A 15,383-nucleotide genomic window follows, 5' to 3' on the forward strand; every position below is an offset into this window, starting at 1 on the left:
AACAAATTCCGCCGCCCTTCTGCCAAACATCGAGTCTGAGCGAGGATGGGCGCCCACGCCGCCCGCAATCTCAGCGGTTCACGGATGCCGGATGTAATCGACCAGCGCATTCGCATACGCATCCGGCCGCCGATCGAGCAAACTGACGGCGATCGCCACCGCAAAGCCCGCCGGCACGCCGAACACGCCTGAGCTGATCGGATCGATGCCGAACCATCTCGGCCCTGCGAAGCCCGTGATCTGCGTGAATAGCGGGTACGTCGACACAATGTAATAAACGCACACCGCCAGCCCCGTCACCATCGCCGCAACCGCGCCGCGCGTCGTCGTGCGTTTCCAGAACACGCCGAGCACCAGCACCGGGAAAAAACTCGACGCAGCAAGAGAAAACGCCGCGCCGACTAGAAACAAAATCTTCCCGGTATTCAACGAGGCAACATACGAAGCGAACAGCGCAACGCCCAGCAATAACACCTTCGAGATCGTCACGCGCCGCTGACTCGTCGCATCCGGCGCGACCATGCAGTAATAGACGTCGTGCGACAGCGCATTCGCGATCGTCAGCAGCAATCCGTCCGCCGTCGACAGCGCCGCGGCAAGCGCGCCCGCGGCGATCAAGCCCGACATCACGTATGGCAGCCCCGCGATCTCGGGCGCCGCCAGCACGACGATATCGGGCTGCATCCGTATCTCCGACCAATGAACGACGCCATCGCGAAGCTGATCGGTGATGCTGACAAGCTCAGGCTCGAAGCGGTGCCATTGCGTGACCCACGCAGGCAGATCGGCGAACGGCAGCCCGACCAGATTCGACAAGATCTCGTATTTGATCAGCACCGCCAGCACCGGCACCGTCAGGTAAAACAGCGCGATGAAAAACAGCGTCCAGCCCACCGAACGCCGGGCGGATGCCACCGATGTCGTCGTGTTGTAGCGCGTGAGAATGTGCGGCAAGCTCGCCGTGCCGATCGACAAGCAAAGCAGCAACGCCAGAAAATTCCGCTCGCGCAGCCGATGATCGGCGTCATTGGTGGCGGGGAACGGCTGATGCATCGGCACTGGATCGGCAGCGCGCGCGAGCAGATCGTCGCGCGCCTGCTCCCACGCGGCGCGCGCCGCCGCCGGATCGCGCGGAAACTCGGCAAGCGAGCGCTCGCGCTGCCGGATCTCGCGCAGCGGCCCGTTGTGCTCGCGCAATTGCGCCACCTCGCCAACGAGCCGCGCACGCGCGTCGTCATACGACGCCGGCAGCCGATCGAGCTGCGCCTGGATCTCGGCGGCCTGCTGCCGATAGGCGTCGCGTACCTGCCGCTCGCGCGGCGCGTCGCGCACCTGCGTCTCGAGCGCCTCGACGCGCGACATCAACTGCCCATAGGTGAATTGCGGCACGGGGCCAAGCCCGTGCTTCATCGCGATCAACGAAACCGGCAGCAGAATCGCGACGATCAGAATGACGTACTGCGCAACCTGGGTCCAAGTGACCGCGCGCATTCCACCGAGAAACGAGCAGACGAGAATGCCCGCCAGCCCGCAGAAAATGCCGATTGCGAAATCCACGCCGATGAAACGCGTGGCGATCAGGCCGATGCCCTGTATCTGCGCGACGAGGTAGACAAACGAGCACAGGATCGCCGCGAACGCCGCGAGCGCGCGTACGAGCGTGCTCGAATAGCGCGTGCCGAGGAAGTCGGGAATCGTGTAACGCGCGAGCTTGCGCACGTATGGCGCAAGCAGGAACGCGACGAGGCAGAAGCCGCCCGTCCAGCCCATCAGATACGCGAGCGCGTCGTAGCCGGTTGCGTACAGCGAGCCGGCCAGGCCGATGAACGATGCGGCGGACAGCCAATCGGCGGCGGTCGCCATCCCATTGAACATCGACGGCACGCGCCGTCCGGCGACGTAGTATTCGACGAGATCCGACGTGCGCGACAGCAGCCCGATCGCCGCATAAACCGCAATCGGCACGAACAGGAACACATAGCCGATCCAAACGCCGGAGCCTGTCGCGCGCTCGATGCGCCCGAGCAGCAGCACGAACGCGATGAAGCCTGCGCTATACAGCGCATAAGCGCGAACGAGCCGGTTCGTCAGCATGGGCCGGGGTCCGTCGGCGCGGCGGCATCGCGTTCCTGACGTGCCGCGTAGGCGTCGTAAGCGTGCCGCAGCGTCTTGTCGGCACGCTGCATCAGCACGATATAGACGACGATCAGCGCCACATAGACAAGAATCGCGCCTTGCGCGCCGAGATAGAACGGCAGGCTAAAGCCCGCGAAGCGCAGGTGCGCGAGCGCGGTCGCGAAAAACGGCACGATAAACGAGACCAATGCACCCGTCGCGCTCAACACGGCGATCAGCGCGACATTGAAGCGCCAGTAGCGCGCATGCGCACGCGCAAGCGGCTCGGGTACAAGCGGCGGCTCGGCGGGATGCGGAGGCGTCGGGGACGATGAAGCGGCCATGCGCTTGTGTAGCAAAAAGCCCCGGCGCGGACAATCGGGATTGCCGCGCAGGGGCTTGTTCCGGCGGTGGCGCGGATGTCCCGCGCGCCCGTCAATGGCGGTGCCGGGCCCGCCTGCACCAATACGGCCGTCGGTCACGCCGGAAAAGGCGGCTCAACGCACCTCGGCAAGCTGCTCCAGGATCGCAGGGTTCTCGAGCGTCGACGTATCCTGCGTGATCGCCTCGCCCTTCGCCAGCGAACGCAACAGACGCCGCATGATCTTGCCCGAGCGGGTCTTCGGCAGGTTGTCGCCGAAGCGGATGTCCTTCGGCTTCGCGATCGGTCCGATTTCCTTGCCGACCCAGTCGCGCAACACTTTCGCGAGCGCCGCCGCCTCGTCGCCCACCGGGCGCGCGCGCTTGAGCACGACGAACGCGACGACCGCCTCGCCGGTGGTGTCGTCAGGCCGGCCGACCACCGCCGCCTCGGCCACCAGTTCGTGCGAGACGAGCGCCGATTCGATCTCCATCGTGCCGAGCCTGTGCCCCGACACGTTCAGCACGTCGTCGATGCGGCCCATGATCGTGAAATAGCCGGTGTCCTTGTCGCGCACGGTGCCGTCGCCCGCGAGATAGAGCTTGCCGCCGAGTTCGTCGGGGTAGTAGCTCTTGCGAAAGCGCTCCGGGTCGCCCCAGATCGTGCGCGCCATCGACGGCCACGGCCGCTTGACGACGAGAATCCCGCCCTGGCCGTTCGGCACGTCCTGGCCGGTCTCGTCGACGACGGCTGCCATGATGCCGGGCAGCGGCAGCGTGCACGAGCCGGGCACGGTCGGCGTCGCGCCGGGCAGCGGCGTGATCATGTGGCCGCCGGTCTCGGTCTGCCACCAGGTATCGACGACCGGGCAGCGCTCGCCGCCGACGTGCTTGTGATACCAGATCCACGCTTGCGGATTGATCGGCTCGCCGACGGTGCCGATGATCCGCAGGCTCGACAAGTCATAGCGCTTCGGATGCACCGCCTCGTCGGCTTCGGACGCCTTGATCAGCGAACGGATCGCGGTCGGCGCGGTATAGAACACGCTCACTTTGTGCTCGCCGATCATCTTCCAGAAGCGGCCGCTGTCCGGATAGGTCGGCACGCCCTCGAACACGACCTGCGTCGCGCCGATCGCGAGCGGCCCGTATGCGATATACGAGTGGCCGGTGATCCAGCCGATATCGGCGGTACACCAGAACACGTCGTCCGGCTTCCAGTCGAACGTCCATTTCATCGTCTGCGCGGCCCACAGCAGATAGCCGGCGGTGCTGTGCTGAATGCCCTTGGGCCGGCCGGTCGAGCCTGACGTATACAGAATGAAGAGCGGATGCTCGGCGCCGACCCACTCGGGCTCGCACGCGTCGGATTCGTTCGCGACGAGTTCGTGCATCCAGACGTCGCGGCTTTCATGCCAATCGACCTTGCCGCCCGTGCGGCGATAGACGATCACGCTCTTCACCGCGTCGCAGCCGCCCATCGCCAGCGCCTCGTCGGCGATGTGCTTGAGCGGCAGCGTCTTGCCGCCGCGCAGTTGCTCGTCGGCGGTGACGAGCGCGGTCGCGCCGACGTCGACGATGCGCTCGTGCAGCGATTTCGCCGAAAAACCGCCGAACACGACCGAATGCGTCGCGCCGATCCGCGCGCACGCCTGCATCGCAACGATGCCTTCGACCGACATCGGAATATAGATGACGACGCGGTCGCCTCGGCCGACGCCGCGCTTTTTCAGCGCGTTCGCGAAACGGCAAACGCGCGCGAGCAAATCGGCATACGTGACACGCGTGACGGCGCCATCGTCGGCCTCGAAGATCACCGCGACGCGATCGCCGCGCCCTGCGGCGACATGTCGATCGAGACAGTTGTACGATGCGTTCAGCTCCGCGTCGCCGAACCATTGGTAAAACGGTGCGTTCGTTTCGTCGAGCACCGTGCTGAACGGCTTATGCCATTCGAGCGTCTCGCGCGCAAGACGCGCCCAAAATCCTTCGTAATCGCGCTCGGCCTCTTCGGCAAGCGCGCGATAAGCCGCCATCCCCGAAATGGCCGCAGCCTTCTCGAGGGCGGCGGGCGGCGCGAACTGGCGGCGTTCGTGCAGAACCGATTCAATCACAGACATCGACTACCCCTTGATGATATGGACCCACTCACTACGTGCAGCGCGATTGAGCACGCCGTGCACGGCTGGCTGATGCGTGCTGCGGCATGATGCGCGTGTCTCCTCAATGCCCGCCGCGATTACCGGGCGGCGCGATGTTGCATTGCATCACGCCGCCCGGCCGTACTCACGATAGCCGCTCGAACTTACCCGTCACTTACGCGACGCGCGCGTCGGCGACGCTTTACGCTGGCTTGCACACGTTTCACAATGCTAGCTGAATTTGCGCTCCGGACTCCAATTGAATCGCTACGCCCTCTTTCTCATCGTGTCGATGCTGCTGGTCGGCAGCAACGTCGGCATCGGCAAATCGATCGTCGTATTCGTTCCCGTCGCCATTCTTGCCACGCTGCGCTTCGTGGTTGCGAACGCGGTGCTCTGGCCGCTATTCAGCCCCGTCAAAATGCGCACCGTCAAGCGCGGCGAATGGCTGAACCTCTTTCTGCAAGCGTTCTTCGGCACCTTCATGTTCACGCTGCTGATGCTCAACGGCGTGCAACGCACGAGCGCGGTCGCGGCAGGCGTCATCACGAGCACGATCCCCGCGGTCGTCGCGCTGTTCGCATGGCTGTTCCTGCGTGAAAAACCGGATGGGCGCGCGCTCGTGTCGATCGCGCTCGCGATCGTCGGCGTGGTGACGATCAATGTCGCCAACAGCGGCGCGGCCGAAGGCGGCGCGCCCGCAGGCTCGCTCGCGGGCAATCTGCTGATGCTCGGCGCGGTCTGCTGCGAATCGATCTACGTGATCCTGTCGCGGCGCCTCACGCAAACGCTCGCGCCCATCGACATCTGCGCATACACCCACCTGTTCGGCCTGCTGCTGATGCTGCCGCTCGGCGCCGGCGCGCTGTGGCATTTCGATTACGCCAGCGTGCCGGCAGGCATCTGGGCGCTCGTCGTCTGGTACGGGCTGTCCGCGAGCATCTTCTCGTTCTGGCTGTGGATGAAAGGCATCCGCTACGTGCCGGGCAGCCTCGCGGGCGTGTTCAGCGCGGTACTGCCGATCGCCGCCGCCGTCTACGGAATCGCATTCCTCGGCGAGCGCCCGACGCTCGCGCACGGCTTCGCGCTCGCGTGCGTCGTGACGGGCATCGTGCTCGCGAGCCTGCGCGTGAGGCGCTCGCCGCGCGTGTCGCCCTGAGCGGCTGCCCGGCCGCCCATCGCCCCCCGCGTCGAACCGGCGCGCAATCCGTTCGAACCCGCGCCGAACCGGCCATGAGCCGCCGTTGCAGCCATCCCGGTCGGGCGCGCGTCAGCGGCGCGCGCCACACGCGCCGTGCCGCCTCGATGCCGGCCGACGCGTTACAATAACGCGCTTTTTTCCAAAAACGCTTCATATCCCCGCTTCGCTCGACCATGTCTGCCGCTCCAAACCACTCGCCCCGCAAGATGCGCCCGCTGCCTGCCCTCATCTTCATGAGCCGCTGGCTGCAAGTGCCGCTGTATCTGGGCCTGATCGTCGCGCAAGCCGTCTATGTGTTCCTGTTCCTGAAAGAAGTCTGGCATCTGCTGACGCACGCGGCGGGGCTCGACGAAGTCAGCGTGATGCTCGCCGTGCTCGGCCTGATCGACGTCGTGATGATCTCGAATCTGCTCATCATGGTGATCGTCGGCGGATATGAAACTTTCGTGTCGCGCCTGGGCGTCGAAGGTCATCCGGACGAGCCCGAATGGCTCGATCACGTGAATGCGGGCGTGCTGAAGGTGAAGCTGTCGATGGCGCTCATCAGCATCTCGTCGATCCATCTGCTGAAGACCTTCATCAATCCGGACCAGCACACCCAGCACGCCATCATGTGGCAAGTGGTGATCCATGCGGCCTTCCTCGTGTCGGCACTCGTGATGGCATGGGTCGACCGCCTGACGACGCACACGCATCCGCAGCACTTCCACGAGGATGCTGCGTTGCATCCGGTGCAGCTGCGCGAGCCGGCGCAATGAGCCGCGGCCAGCCGGCCTGAATCGATTCCCATAGTCCCCATAGAGTCCCAGCCATGACCGTCATCAAACAGGAAGACCTGATCCAGAGCATCGCGGATTCGCTGCAATACATCAGCTACTACCATCCGCTCGACTACATCCAGGCGCTCGGCCGCGCGTATGAACTCGAGCAGAGCCCTGCCGCGAAGGACGCGATCGCGCAAATCCTGACGAACAGCCGCATGTGCGCGGAAGGCCGCCGCCCGATCTGCCAGGACACCGGCATCGTCACGATCTTCGTGAAGGTCGGCATGGACGTGCGCTGGGCCAGCGAAACCGGCAGCGCGACAATGAGCGTCACCGACATGATCAACGAAGGCGTGCGCCGCGGCTACACGCATCCGGACAACGTGCTGCGCGCGTCGATCGTGAATCCGCCCGAGGGCGCGCGCAAGAATACGAAGGACAACACGCCGGCCGTGATCCACTACGAGATCGTGCCGGGCGACAAGGTCGACGTGCAGGTCGCGGCAAAAGGTGGCGGCTCGGAGAACAAATCGAAATTCGTGATGCTGAATCCGTCGGATTCGATCGTCGACTGGGTGCTGAAGACCGTGCCGACGATGGGCGCGGGCTGGTGCCCGCCGGGGATGCTCGGCATCGGCATCGGCGGCACGGCCGAAAAGGCGATGCTGATGGCCAAGGAATCGCTGATGGAGCCGATCGATATTCAGGAGATCATCGCGCGCGGCCCGAAGGACTGGATCGAGGAACTGCGCGTCGAGTTGCACGAGAAAGTCAACGCGCTCGGCATCGGCGCGCAGGGTCTGGGCGGCCTCGCAACCGTGCTCGACGTGAAAATCATGGCCGCGCCGACGCACGCGGCGTCCAAGCCCGTCGCGATGATTCCGAACTGCGCGGCAACGCGCCACGCGCATTTCGTGCTCGACGGCTCCGGCGCGGCGAAGCTCGAAGCGCCGTCGCTCGACGCATGGCCGAAGGTGCACTGGGAGCCGAACACCGAAACCAGCAAGCGCGTCGATCTGAACACGCTGACGCCGGAGGAGGTCGCCTCGTGGAAGCCGGGCCAGACGCTGCTGCTGTCCGGCAAGATGCTCACGGGCCGCGACGCCGCTCACAAGCGGATCGCCGACATGCTGGCCGCCGGCGAAAAGCTGCCCGTCGATTTCAAGAACCGCGTGATCTACTACGTCGGGCCGGTCGATCCGGTGCGCGACGAAGTGGTGGGCCCGGCAGGCCCCACGACGGCCACACGCATGGACAAGTTCACCGAAATGATGCTGTCGCAAACGGGCTTGATCTCGATGGTCGGCAAAGCCGAGCGCGGCCCGGTCGCGATCGACGCGATCAAGAAGCACCGCGCCGCGTATCTGATGGCGGTCGGCGGCGCCGCGTATCTCGTATCGAAGGCGATTCGCGATGCAAGGGTGCTCGCATTCGAGGATCTCGGCATGGAGGCGATCTACGAGTTCGACGTGCAGGACATGCCGGTAACGGTCGCAGTCGACTCGCAAGGCACGTCGGTTCATCAAACCGGACCGAAGGAATGGCAAGCGAAGATCGGCAAGATTCCTGTCGCCACGGTGTAAATAGGAATGATTTTCAGGCCGGATTTCAATCCGGCCTTTTTGATTTCGCGGATTCGCAGTTTTCTTCGGACATCAAACGAATCCGCGCTTGGCATTTCGTAAGCGAGCGTTTATCGTTCAGAAATTCCAGCCCCACAGCATCATAAGGAACCGTCATGCAAGGCGATAAGAAAGTCATCGAATATCTGAACGCCCAGTTGAAAAACGAGCTCACCGCGATCAATCAGTATTTCCTGCATGCGCGGATGTACAAGCACTGGGGTCTCGAGAAACTCGGCAAGCACGAATACGACGAATCGATCGGCGAGATGAAGCATGCCGACTGGCTGATCGAACGCATCTTCATGCTCGACGGATTGCCCAATCTGCAGGATCTGCACAAGCTGCTCGTCGGCGAGGAAACCGAGGAGATCCTGAACTGCGACCTGAAGCTCGAACAGATCTCGCAAAACACCTGCAAGGAAGCGATCGCTTATTGCGAATCGGTACGTGATTACGTATCGCGCGAAATTTTCGAGAAGATCCTCGACGATACCGAAGAGCATATCGATTGGCTCGAAACGCAAATCGACCTGATTGGCAAGGTCGGGCTGCAGAATTACCAGCAGTCGATGATGGACGCGGCGTCGTAATTTCGCGCCCTGCGCCTCGCGCTCGAACCTGCACGCCCATCCAACGCCCGCATGACGATCACGCCCGATTCCGGCCTTTCGCGCGCGCGCGCGCCGATCGGCATTTTCGATTCCGGGCTCGGCGGCCTGTCGGTGCTGCGCGCGGTACGTGAACGCCTGCCCGGCGAGACGCTCGTCTATGTCGCGGATTCACGCCATGCGCCCTATGGCCCGCGCGACGACGCGTTCATCGTCGAGCGCACGCACGCGATCGGCGAATGGCTCGTCTCGCAGGGCGCCAAGGCGCTCGTCGTCGCGTGCAATACCGCAACCGCGCAATCGATCGCGGTCGTTCGCGAGCACCTGGCGATTCCGCTCGTCGGCGTCGAACCCGGCATCAAGCCGGCGGCCCTCCAGTCGAGAACGCGCGTCGCGGGCGTGATCGCCACCCAGGCGACGCTGCGCAGCGCGCGCTTTCGCGCGCTGCTCGAACGTCACTCGGCCGGCTGCCGTTTTATCTGCCAAGCGGGCCACGGCCTCGTCGAGGCCGTCGAACGCGGCGATACCGGCTCGCCCGAACTGCGCGCGCTGCTCGCCGGCTATCTCCAGCCGATGGTCGACGCAGGCGCCGACACACTCGTGCTTGGCTGTACGCATTACCCTTTCCTCAACGCGGCGATTCGCGACGTCACCGCGAATCGCCTGCGCCTCGTCGATACGGGCGACGCGATCGCCCGCCAGCTTGAACGGATCGTTGACGAACGCGGGCTGCGCGCGCCGGCCTCCGGGCAAACCGCCGCGCTGCCGCGCTTTTGCTCGACGGGCGATGGCCGCCAGTTGCAATCGCTAGCCGCAACGCTGCTCGGAATCGACACGCCGGTCGAATCCGTCACCATTTCTTCACCAAACGCGGCCGCGCTGGCCATGCACCCGGCCTGAAGCTGCGTCGGCCGGCCTGCGGCCTGCTTTGCCGGCCCTTACCAACTTATCGGCCGGCCGCGAAAGCGGCCCGGCCCGCCCAAACCCCTGCCAAGCACCTGGTTTTGTTACAAAAAAGCGGAAGCCGCGCTTGCCAACCCGCACAAATATAATGATAATAATTCGCATTAACGTTAGCTATCGCGCTCCATCATGATCGTCTGCGTGTGCAAGTCTGTTTCCGACCGGAAGATTCGCGCATCCCTTGCGGAGGGCGTGAGTACTTTCGAAGAACTCCAGTTCGAACTCGGAGTCGCCACTTGCTGTGGCAAGTGCGAGGAAACCGTGCGCGATCTGATGGCGGAACAAGGCGTCTGCGCGAGTCTCTGCGGAGTCGATCGCCCCGCGGCCGTGCCCGTTACGTTTTACGAACGCAAGGCGGCTTGAGCCGGATGCCGTGATCGCACGCGGCGCGTGTTGCCGCCCCATTGCTGTTTTACCCGCCCGTCAGCAAGCTTTTCTCCGCGCGAGCCAACGGTCTACCTGTGAAGGAGCCCGTCATGGAATTGCTGATCGGATTCGTGACTACCGTATGTATCTCTTTGCTGATCTTCCGCAAATAGAGCCGTATACCGTGCGGCGCGGTATCACACGCGCCACCGCATTAACAAGCTAACATGCAGGCTTCGAATTCCATACAGGCCTTATCCGAGCCGGCCGCGCCCCGTATGAACCGCCGTGTCGTCGCTGCTGCCGTGGCAGTGCTCGCCGGACATGCCATCCTGCTGACCGGCGCGCTGCTGCGCAACGACATGCCACAACCGCCGCTCGAGTCGAAAGCAATCACGGCAGAACTGGTGAGCGCGCCCGTCGCACAGCCGGCCGGCGTGCAATCGGTCGCCACGCCCGCACCGCCGAAGCCTGTCCAGAAGCCCGAGCAGAAAAGCAAGCCAAAGACGGCTCCCGAACGTCCCGTCGTGAAGCCGAGCCCGACGCCTTTACCCGTATCGCACGAGCCCTCGCCGACTGCGATCGCCGCGCCGCAACCCGCATCGCCCGCCCCCGCAGCCCCCACCGAACCCAGTGCAAAGGAAGCACCCGCCGCAGCCGCTCCCAGCGCCCGCCCGACGATGGAAATCGCGACGCCAAAGGAAGGCGCGCACCTGACATGCCAAATCGCGCAGGCCGACTATCCATCACTGTCGAGGCGGCGCGGCGAAACGGGCGTCGTGAAGGTCCGCTTCGTAGTCGGCCTGACGGGCAAGATCGAGAGTGCGCAAGTCGTCCAGAGCAGCGGTTTTCCGCGTCTCGACGACGCCGCGCTCGAAGCCATCCGGTCGTCGCCCTGCCAGCCGTATCTGCAGAACGGACAGCCGATGCGCGCTGCCTATACGCAGCCGTACAACTTCACGCTGGACGACTGACCCACTTCAATTCTTCCTGGAATAGCAACAACAAGGAACAGCAATGCAAAGCTACGGTATCGCACACGTCTGGGCGCAAGGAGATTTCGTCACGCGCTTCATCGCGATCGCGCTCCTCGTGATGTCGGTCTTGTCATGGATGGTGATCGTCATCAAAGGCTGGAACGTGGTACGCCTGAAGCGGCTCACGAAGGACGCCGAACGCTCGTTCTGGCACTCGGACGATTTCGACGAAGGCGTGAAGAAGCTCGGCCATGTAACGTCGGCGCCGCACGACAATCCGTTTCTCGCGCTCGCGCTGTCGGGCAAGGAGGCCGCCGACCATCATCATCAAACGCAGCCGCACCTGCACGACCGGATGGACGTATCCGACTGGATCACGCGCTGCCTGAAGGACACGATGGACGAAGGCATCGCGCGAATGCAAAGCGGCCTCGCGATCCTCGCATCGATCGGCAGCACGGCGCCGTTCGTCGGTCTGTTCGGCACCGTCTGGGGGATTTACCACGCGCTGCTCGTCATCGGCGCGACGGGCCAGACGTCGATCGATCAGGTTGCAGGCCCAGTCGGCGAATCGTTGATCATGACCGCATTCGGGCTGTTCGTCGCGATTCCCGCAGTGCTCGGCTACAATGCGCTCACGCGCTCGAACAAGGCGATCGTGAGCCGTCTGCGCCGCTTCGCGCACGGCCTGCACGCATACTTCGTGACGGGTGCGCGCCTTGCTTCGTCGTCGCCGCGCGACGGGCTGCGCCTCGCGACGCGCGCAAACTGAGCGGAGACGGCCGATGGCAATGAATTCCACCAGCTTCGGCGACGACGACGACGACGATCTGATGAACGAGATCAACATGACGCCGCTCGTCGACGTGATGCTCGTACTCCTGATCATTTTCCTCGTCACCATTCCGGCGATGCACCATGCGGTCAAAATCGATTTGCCGCGCGCGAGCAGCCAGCCGGTCGACGTGAAGCCGCAAACAATCGACGTCGCGATCGAAAGCGACGGTACGGTTCTATGGGACGATCACCCGGTAAATCCGGCCGATCTGCAAACACGCATCGCGCAAGCCGCTCAGGCCACTCCGCAACCGGAGTTGCACTTGCGCGCGGATCGCAAGGTCGCCTATGAGCGCGTGGCGGAAGTAATGTCGGCGGCGCAGGCGGGAGGCTTGACGAAGCTTGGTTTCGTTACCGAGCCGAAATCGAAGTAAGCCGATAGCGCAAGGCGGCGCGCCGTTTCATCGTTCGTGCGACGCATCGCGGAGCGATAAAGTAAAAGGCCTTCATCGCCAGATGAAGGCCTTTTTTCATGCGCACGCTGGCGCCTTCGGGCGGCGGGCCCGACGGTATGCACTACCCGTCGCGGCAACGCAATGCGACTTGCCGTGGTCTGCACGGACTCGCGCAGTCTGCCCTATCTGGCTCGCAACATATGCAGCCACCATGTTTCGCTCGGCAGATCCCTCGCGAAATCGGGATTTCAATATAGGACGCTCAGCGCGCGCATTCAAGCCATCCTCGATTGAAACTAGCGATTGCATCGCGCCCATCCAATGACAAAACCGATGCTGACGCTGCCGGCCAATTCGTCAGAGCGAAATAGCCTTCTTTTCCGCCTCGTTCGCGGAGTGCGTCGGGCAGGGTTCTGTTTCGTACTGCTTGTTATCCAGCTTCTCGACGAGATAATCGACAAATGCCCGCACGGCGGGCGGCATCCCCTGCCGCGACACGAACACCGCGTAAAGCTGCGGAACGGGTAACGTCCATCCCGGCATCACCGGCGACAATTGACCGGCATGCAGCGCGCTGCCGTACATCGATTCGGGTAACGCGGCAATCCCGACCCCGTCCAGCACAGCTTCGCGGATCGAGATCAAGTCCGCCGTCACGAGGCGCGGCTCGTGTTCATGGAGATGGCGCGAGCCGTCCGGCGCAATTAGATTGAACACGTGGCGGCCGTCGCCAGACGGAGTATCGAGCGTATCGAATCCCGCCAGATCGGCGGGCGTAAGCGGCGGCGCATTCTGTTGCAGCAGGCTTGGCGCACCAACCAGCATCTGCTCGGTGCGCAACAGCGGCCGCACGATGATGTTCGCGCTTTGCGGCGGCTCGGAGCGCACGCGCAACGCAACATCGACGGCATCCTCGAACAGGTCGATCACGCGATTCGTCACGCGAATCTGCACGCGCACTTCAGGATAGCGGCGCAGAAATTCCGGCAACAAACGCGACAGTACAGTAAGCGACACCGTGACGGGCACGCTCACGCGCACCGTACCGCGCGGCGCCGAGCGCAGTTGCTGCACCGCATTCATCGCAGCCTGCGCCTCCGCGAGCATGGCCTGGCAGTGCTGGTAAAACAATTCGCCCGCTTCGGTGAGCGCGAGCTTGCGCGTCGAGCGCTGCAACAAGCGCACGCCGAGCGTCGCTTCAAGTTCGGTCAAACGTCGCGACAGGCGCGATTTCGAAATGCCAAGCACGCGCTCGGCAGCCGAAAAGCCGCCATGCTCGACTACCTGAGAGAAGTACATCAAGTCGTTCAGGTTATGCGCATCGATATTCATTTCATCGTTCCAATTGCACAACGATCCATTGCGAATCCGGCAGATTTATGGGGCAAATCGCCCAATATAATAGCTCTACGTTTCAAAAATGACGGTATTTCACCGAACAATTGAGCACTCCCATGTCTGTCGCACGCACAATTCAGCGCACCTGCCCATCCCTTCGCACGACGGAAGGCGACGGCTTCGTGGTGCATCGGCCCTTTCCCACTCGTTTGTTGACGGATTTCGACCCGTTCCTGCTGCTCGACGAAATGGGACCAATCGACTACGCGCCCGGCGATGCGAAAGGCGCTCCCGATCATCCGCATCGCGGCTTCGAAACCGTCACCTACGTGCTTGACGGTCAGCTTGTCCATCGCGATTCGACCGGCCATACAAGCACGCTGGGCGCGGGCGACGTCCAATGGATGACGGCGGGAGCGGGCGTCATCCACAGCGAGATGCCGAGCGCCGAATTCGCGCGCACCGGCGGCCGCATGCACGTTTTTCAGCTATGGGTCAATCTGCCGCGCCGGGAGAAGATGATTGCACCGCGCTACCAAGACGTGCCTGCCGCCCGTATTCCATGCGCGTCGTCTGCCGATGGCCGCGTGAGGGTCAAGATCATCGCAGGCGAAGCCTTCGGCGCACGCGCCGCGATCGAAACGCGCACGCCGATTCTCTATCAGCACTTCACGCTCGAGCCCGGCGCCGTCGCCGAGCAGCCGATTCCGGCCGGTTTCCGCGTGTTTGCGTACCCGATCTCGGGCACTGGCCTGTACGGCCCGGACAAGACGGTAATCGACGCCCGTCATATGATCGCCTATGCGGAAGATGGCGACACCGTTACCTTTGCCGCCGGCGACGCGCCGCTCGAATTGCTGCTGATCGGCGGCGTACCGCTCAACGAGCCGGTCGTCCGATACGGCCCGTTCGTCATGAACACCGAGGAAGAAATCCGCCAGGCTGTCGCCGATTACCAGAGCGGCCGCATGGGCCATATCGCCGGCTGACGCTCAACGGTCATCCCCGCCGCGCCGAATCGGTCAATCAAACCGGCTCGGCCCGGCACCTACCATGCATCAAGCCTTGACGGCGGATTTGCGTCACAATAAGCCCCTAGTTTTGCGCCCCGCCAACGGGGCGCGTCACCAAAGGAATCCGCCGCTTTGAATTTCGAACATCTCGTCCAAATCAACGCCTTCGGCAATCCCAATATGCCGACGCTGACCCGCGCCCAGCTTTGGGAAGGGCTTGTGCTGCGCGCCGAGCAGCCGCAGCTTTTCGTGATCGGACTCGATCGCTGCATCGTCCACGAACGAACCGAAACGACGCTTGAGCGTGAGCTTCACTTCGGCAAAGCAACGATCCGCGATCGCGTGACGCTGGTACCGAACGTGCAGGTCCGTTATGACATCCATGCCGCCGACGGTGAAATCGGCGGTTCGCTGACGATGACGATCGAGGAGCGCGACGATCAGGAGCTGTTCCTTCGCTTCGAGTATCAAACCACGCTGACCGTCAGCAACGATAGCGAAGATGCCCGTCAAACCCAGGAAATCGTGAAGGAAGCTTATCGCGCGTCCGATATCGACACGGTTCGTTTGATCCGCGAATTCGCGCACGGCCGCAAGGACCCCGATCCGTTGCACTGATTGCGCCGGGCGGCGCTCGTGCGCCGCCCTTCTCGTTCTTTTTCTTTGTCGCAGCCTATCGG

The 15,383-nt window shown here is 63.4% G+C and carries 15 protein-coding genes; 11 read left to right on the forward strand and 4 right to left on the reverse strand.

The window, feature by feature from the left end; genetic code table 11:
- Nucleotides 1–78: 78 nt before the first annotated feature.
- The 3 genes from AQ611_RS23130 to acs form a co-directional block, all read right to left on the reverse strand.
- Entirely contained in the window at nucleotides 79–2,094 is a 2,016-nt protein-coding gene (locus AQ611_RS23130; RefSeq protein WP_069236207.1) for a sodium:solute symporter family protein, read from the reverse strand.
- A complete protein-coding gene (locus AQ611_RS23135; protein ID WP_059518713.1) occupies nucleotides 2,088–2,459 on the reverse strand; it encodes a DUF4212 domain-containing protein in 372 nt (123 codons plus the stop codon). Before AQ611_RS23135 ends, AQ611_RS23130 begins: the two co-directional genes overlap by 7 nt.
- 153 nt (nucleotides 2,460–2,612) lie before the next feature.
- Entirely contained in the window at nucleotides 2,613–4,595 is a 1,983-nt protein-coding gene (acs, locus tag AQ611_RS23140) for an acetate--CoA ligase (RefSeq protein ID WP_069236208.1), read from the reverse strand.
- 280 nt (nucleotides 4,596–4,875) lie between these two features.
- Here acs and AQ611_RS23145 point away from each other — a divergent pair, with 280 nt between their 5' ends.
- The 9 genes from AQ611_RS23145 (at nucleotide 4,876) to AQ611_RS23185 (ending at nucleotide 12,331) form a co-directional block, all read left to right on the forward strand.
- Nucleotides 4,876–5,775: a DMT family transporter gene (locus AQ611_RS23145; RefSeq protein ID WP_059518709.1), complete on the forward strand. Its 900-nt coding sequence runs from the start codon at nucleotides 4,876–4,878 to the stop codon at nucleotides 5,773–5,775.
- 215 nt (nucleotides 5,776–5,990) lie between these two features.
- Entirely contained in the window at nucleotides 5,991–6,575 is a 585-nt protein-coding gene (locus AQ611_RS23150; protein WP_059518707.1) for a TIGR00645 family protein, read from the forward strand.
- 53 nt (nucleotides 6,576–6,628) lie between these two features.
- The gene (locus tag AQ611_RS23155) at nucleotides 6,629–8,164 is read left to right on the forward strand and encodes a fumarate hydratase (RefSeq protein WP_069236209.1); all 1,536 of its coding nucleotides are present in this window, start codon (nucleotides 6,629–6,631) and stop codon (nucleotides 8,162–8,164) included.
- Between the two features lie 155 nt (nucleotides 8,165–8,319).
- A complete protein-coding gene (bfr, locus tag AQ611_RS23160) occupies nucleotides 8,320–8,796 on the forward strand; it encodes a bacterioferritin (RefSeq protein ID WP_059518704.1) in 477 nt (158 codons plus the stop codon).
- 51 nt (nucleotides 8,797–8,847) lie between these two features.
- The gene (gene murI, locus AQ611_RS23165; protein WP_069236210.1) at nucleotides 8,848–9,714 is read left to right on the forward strand and encodes a glutamate racemase; all 867 of its coding nucleotides are present in this window, start codon (nucleotides 8,848–8,850) and stop codon (nucleotides 9,712–9,714) included.
- Nucleotides 9,715–9,906: 192 nt separating this feature from the next.
- Nucleotides 9,907–10,140 (forward strand): (2Fe-2S)-binding protein, encoded by a 234-nt coding sequence (locus AQ611_RS23170; protein ID WP_059518700.1) that lies wholly within the window; start codon nucleotides 9,907–9,909, stop codon nucleotides 10,138–10,140.
- A gap of 230 nt (nucleotides 10,141–10,370) precedes the next feature.
- The gene (locus AQ611_RS23175; protein WP_069236211.1) at nucleotides 10,371–11,117 is read left to right on the forward strand and encodes an energy transducer TonB; all 747 of its coding nucleotides are present in this window, start codon (nucleotides 10,371–10,373) and stop codon (nucleotides 11,115–11,117) included.
- A gap of 43 nt (nucleotides 11,118–11,160) precedes the next feature.
- Complete coding sequence (locus AQ611_RS23180; protein ID WP_059518696.1) at nucleotides 11,161–11,892, forward strand: MotA/TolQ/ExbB proton channel family protein; 732 nt, start codon at nucleotides 11,161–11,163, stop codon at nucleotides 11,890–11,892.
- A 13-nt stretch (nucleotides 11,893–11,905) separates the two neighbouring features.
- Complete coding sequence (locus AQ611_RS23185) at nucleotides 11,906–12,331, forward strand: ExbD/TolR family protein (RefSeq protein ID WP_059518694.1); 426 nt, start codon at nucleotides 11,906–11,908, stop codon at nucleotides 12,329–12,331.
- Nucleotides 12,332–12,709: 378 nt separating this feature from the next.
- Here the strand turns inward: AQ611_RS23185 and AQ611_RS23190 are convergent, their stop codons facing one another.
- Nucleotides 12,710–13,684, reverse strand: a complete 975-nt coding sequence (locus AQ611_RS23190; protein ID WP_059518692.1) for a LysR family transcriptional regulator — start codon at nucleotides 13,682–13,684, stop codon at nucleotides 12,710–12,712.
- Nucleotides 13,685–13,806: 122 nt separating this feature from the next.
- Between AQ611_RS23190 and AQ611_RS23195 the strand changes: the two genes are divergently transcribed.
- Together AQ611_RS23195 and AQ611_RS23200 are read left to right on the forward strand one after the other, a co-directional pair.
- Nucleotides 13,807–14,679: a pirin family protein gene (locus AQ611_RS23195; RefSeq protein WP_069236212.1), complete on the forward strand. Its 873-nt coding sequence runs from the start codon at nucleotides 13,807–13,809 to the stop codon at nucleotides 14,677–14,679.
- 156 nt (nucleotides 14,680–14,835) lie between these two features.
- Nucleotides 14,836–15,321 (forward strand): SRPBCC family protein, encoded by a 486-nt coding sequence (locus AQ611_RS23200; protein WP_059518688.1) that lies wholly within the window; start codon nucleotides 14,836–14,838, stop codon nucleotides 15,319–15,321.
- The last annotated feature ends 62 nt before the right edge of the window (nucleotides 15,322–15,383 follow it).

Origin of the sequence: Burkholderia singularis (assembly GCF_001718875.1) — a bacterium.
Taxonomy (GTDB): domain Bacteria; phylum Pseudomonadota; class Gammaproteobacteria; order Burkholderiales; family Burkholderiaceae; genus Burkholderia; species Burkholderia singularis.

What these genes read in the sequence shown, in the direction of transcription:
- AQ611_RS23130 (WP_069236207.1), bottom strand. Translation starts at nt 2,094, where the DNA reads ATGCTGACGAACCGGCTCGTTCGCGCTTATGCGCTGTATAGCGCAGGC.
- AQ611_RS23135 (WP_059518713.1), bottom strand. Translation starts at nt 2,459, where the DNA reads ATGGCCGCTTCATCGTCCCCGACGCCTCCGCATCCCGCCGAGCCGCCG.
- acs (WP_069236208.1), bottom strand. Translation starts at nt 4,595, where the DNA reads ATGTCTGTGATTGAATCGGTTCTGCACGAACGCCGCCAGTTCGCGCCG.
- AQ611_RS23150 (WP_059518707.1), top strand. Translation starts at nt 5,991, where the DNA reads ATGTCTGCCGCTCCAAACCACTCGCCCCGCAAGATGCGCCCGCTGCCT.
- AQ611_RS23155 (WP_069236209.1), top strand. Translation starts at nt 6,629, where the DNA reads ATGACCGTCATCAAACAGGAAGACCTGATCCAGAGCATCGCGGATTCG.
- bfr (WP_059518704.1), top strand. Translation starts at nt 8,320, where the DNA reads ATGCAAGGCGATAAGAAAGTCATCGAATATCTGAACGCCCAGTTGAAA.
- murI (WP_069236210.1), top strand. Translation starts at nt 8,848, where the DNA reads ATGACGATCACGCCCGATTCCGGCCTTTCGCGCGCGCGCGCGCCGATC.
- AQ611_RS23170 (WP_059518700.1), top strand. Translation starts at nt 9,907, where the DNA reads ATGATCGTCTGCGTGTGCAAGTCTGTTTCCGACCGGAAGATTCGCGCA.
- AQ611_RS23175 (WP_069236211.1), top strand. Translation starts at nt 10,371, where the DNA reads ATGCAGGCTTCGAATTCCATACAGGCCTTATCCGAGCCGGCCGCGCCC.
- AQ611_RS23180 (WP_059518696.1), top strand. Translation starts at nt 11,161, where the DNA reads ATGCAAAGCTACGGTATCGCACACGTCTGGGCGCAAGGAGATTTCGTC.
- AQ611_RS23185 (WP_059518694.1), top strand. Translation starts at nt 11,906, where the DNA reads ATGGCAATGAATTCCACCAGCTTCGGCGACGACGACGACGACGATCTG.
- AQ611_RS23190 (WP_059518692.1), bottom strand. Translation starts at nt 13,684, where the DNA reads ATGAATATCGATGCGCATAACCTGAACGACTTGATGTACTTCTCTCAG.
- AQ611_RS23195 (WP_069236212.1), top strand. Translation starts at nt 13,807, where the DNA reads ATGTCTGTCGCACGCACAATTCAGCGCACCTGCCCATCCCTTCGCACG.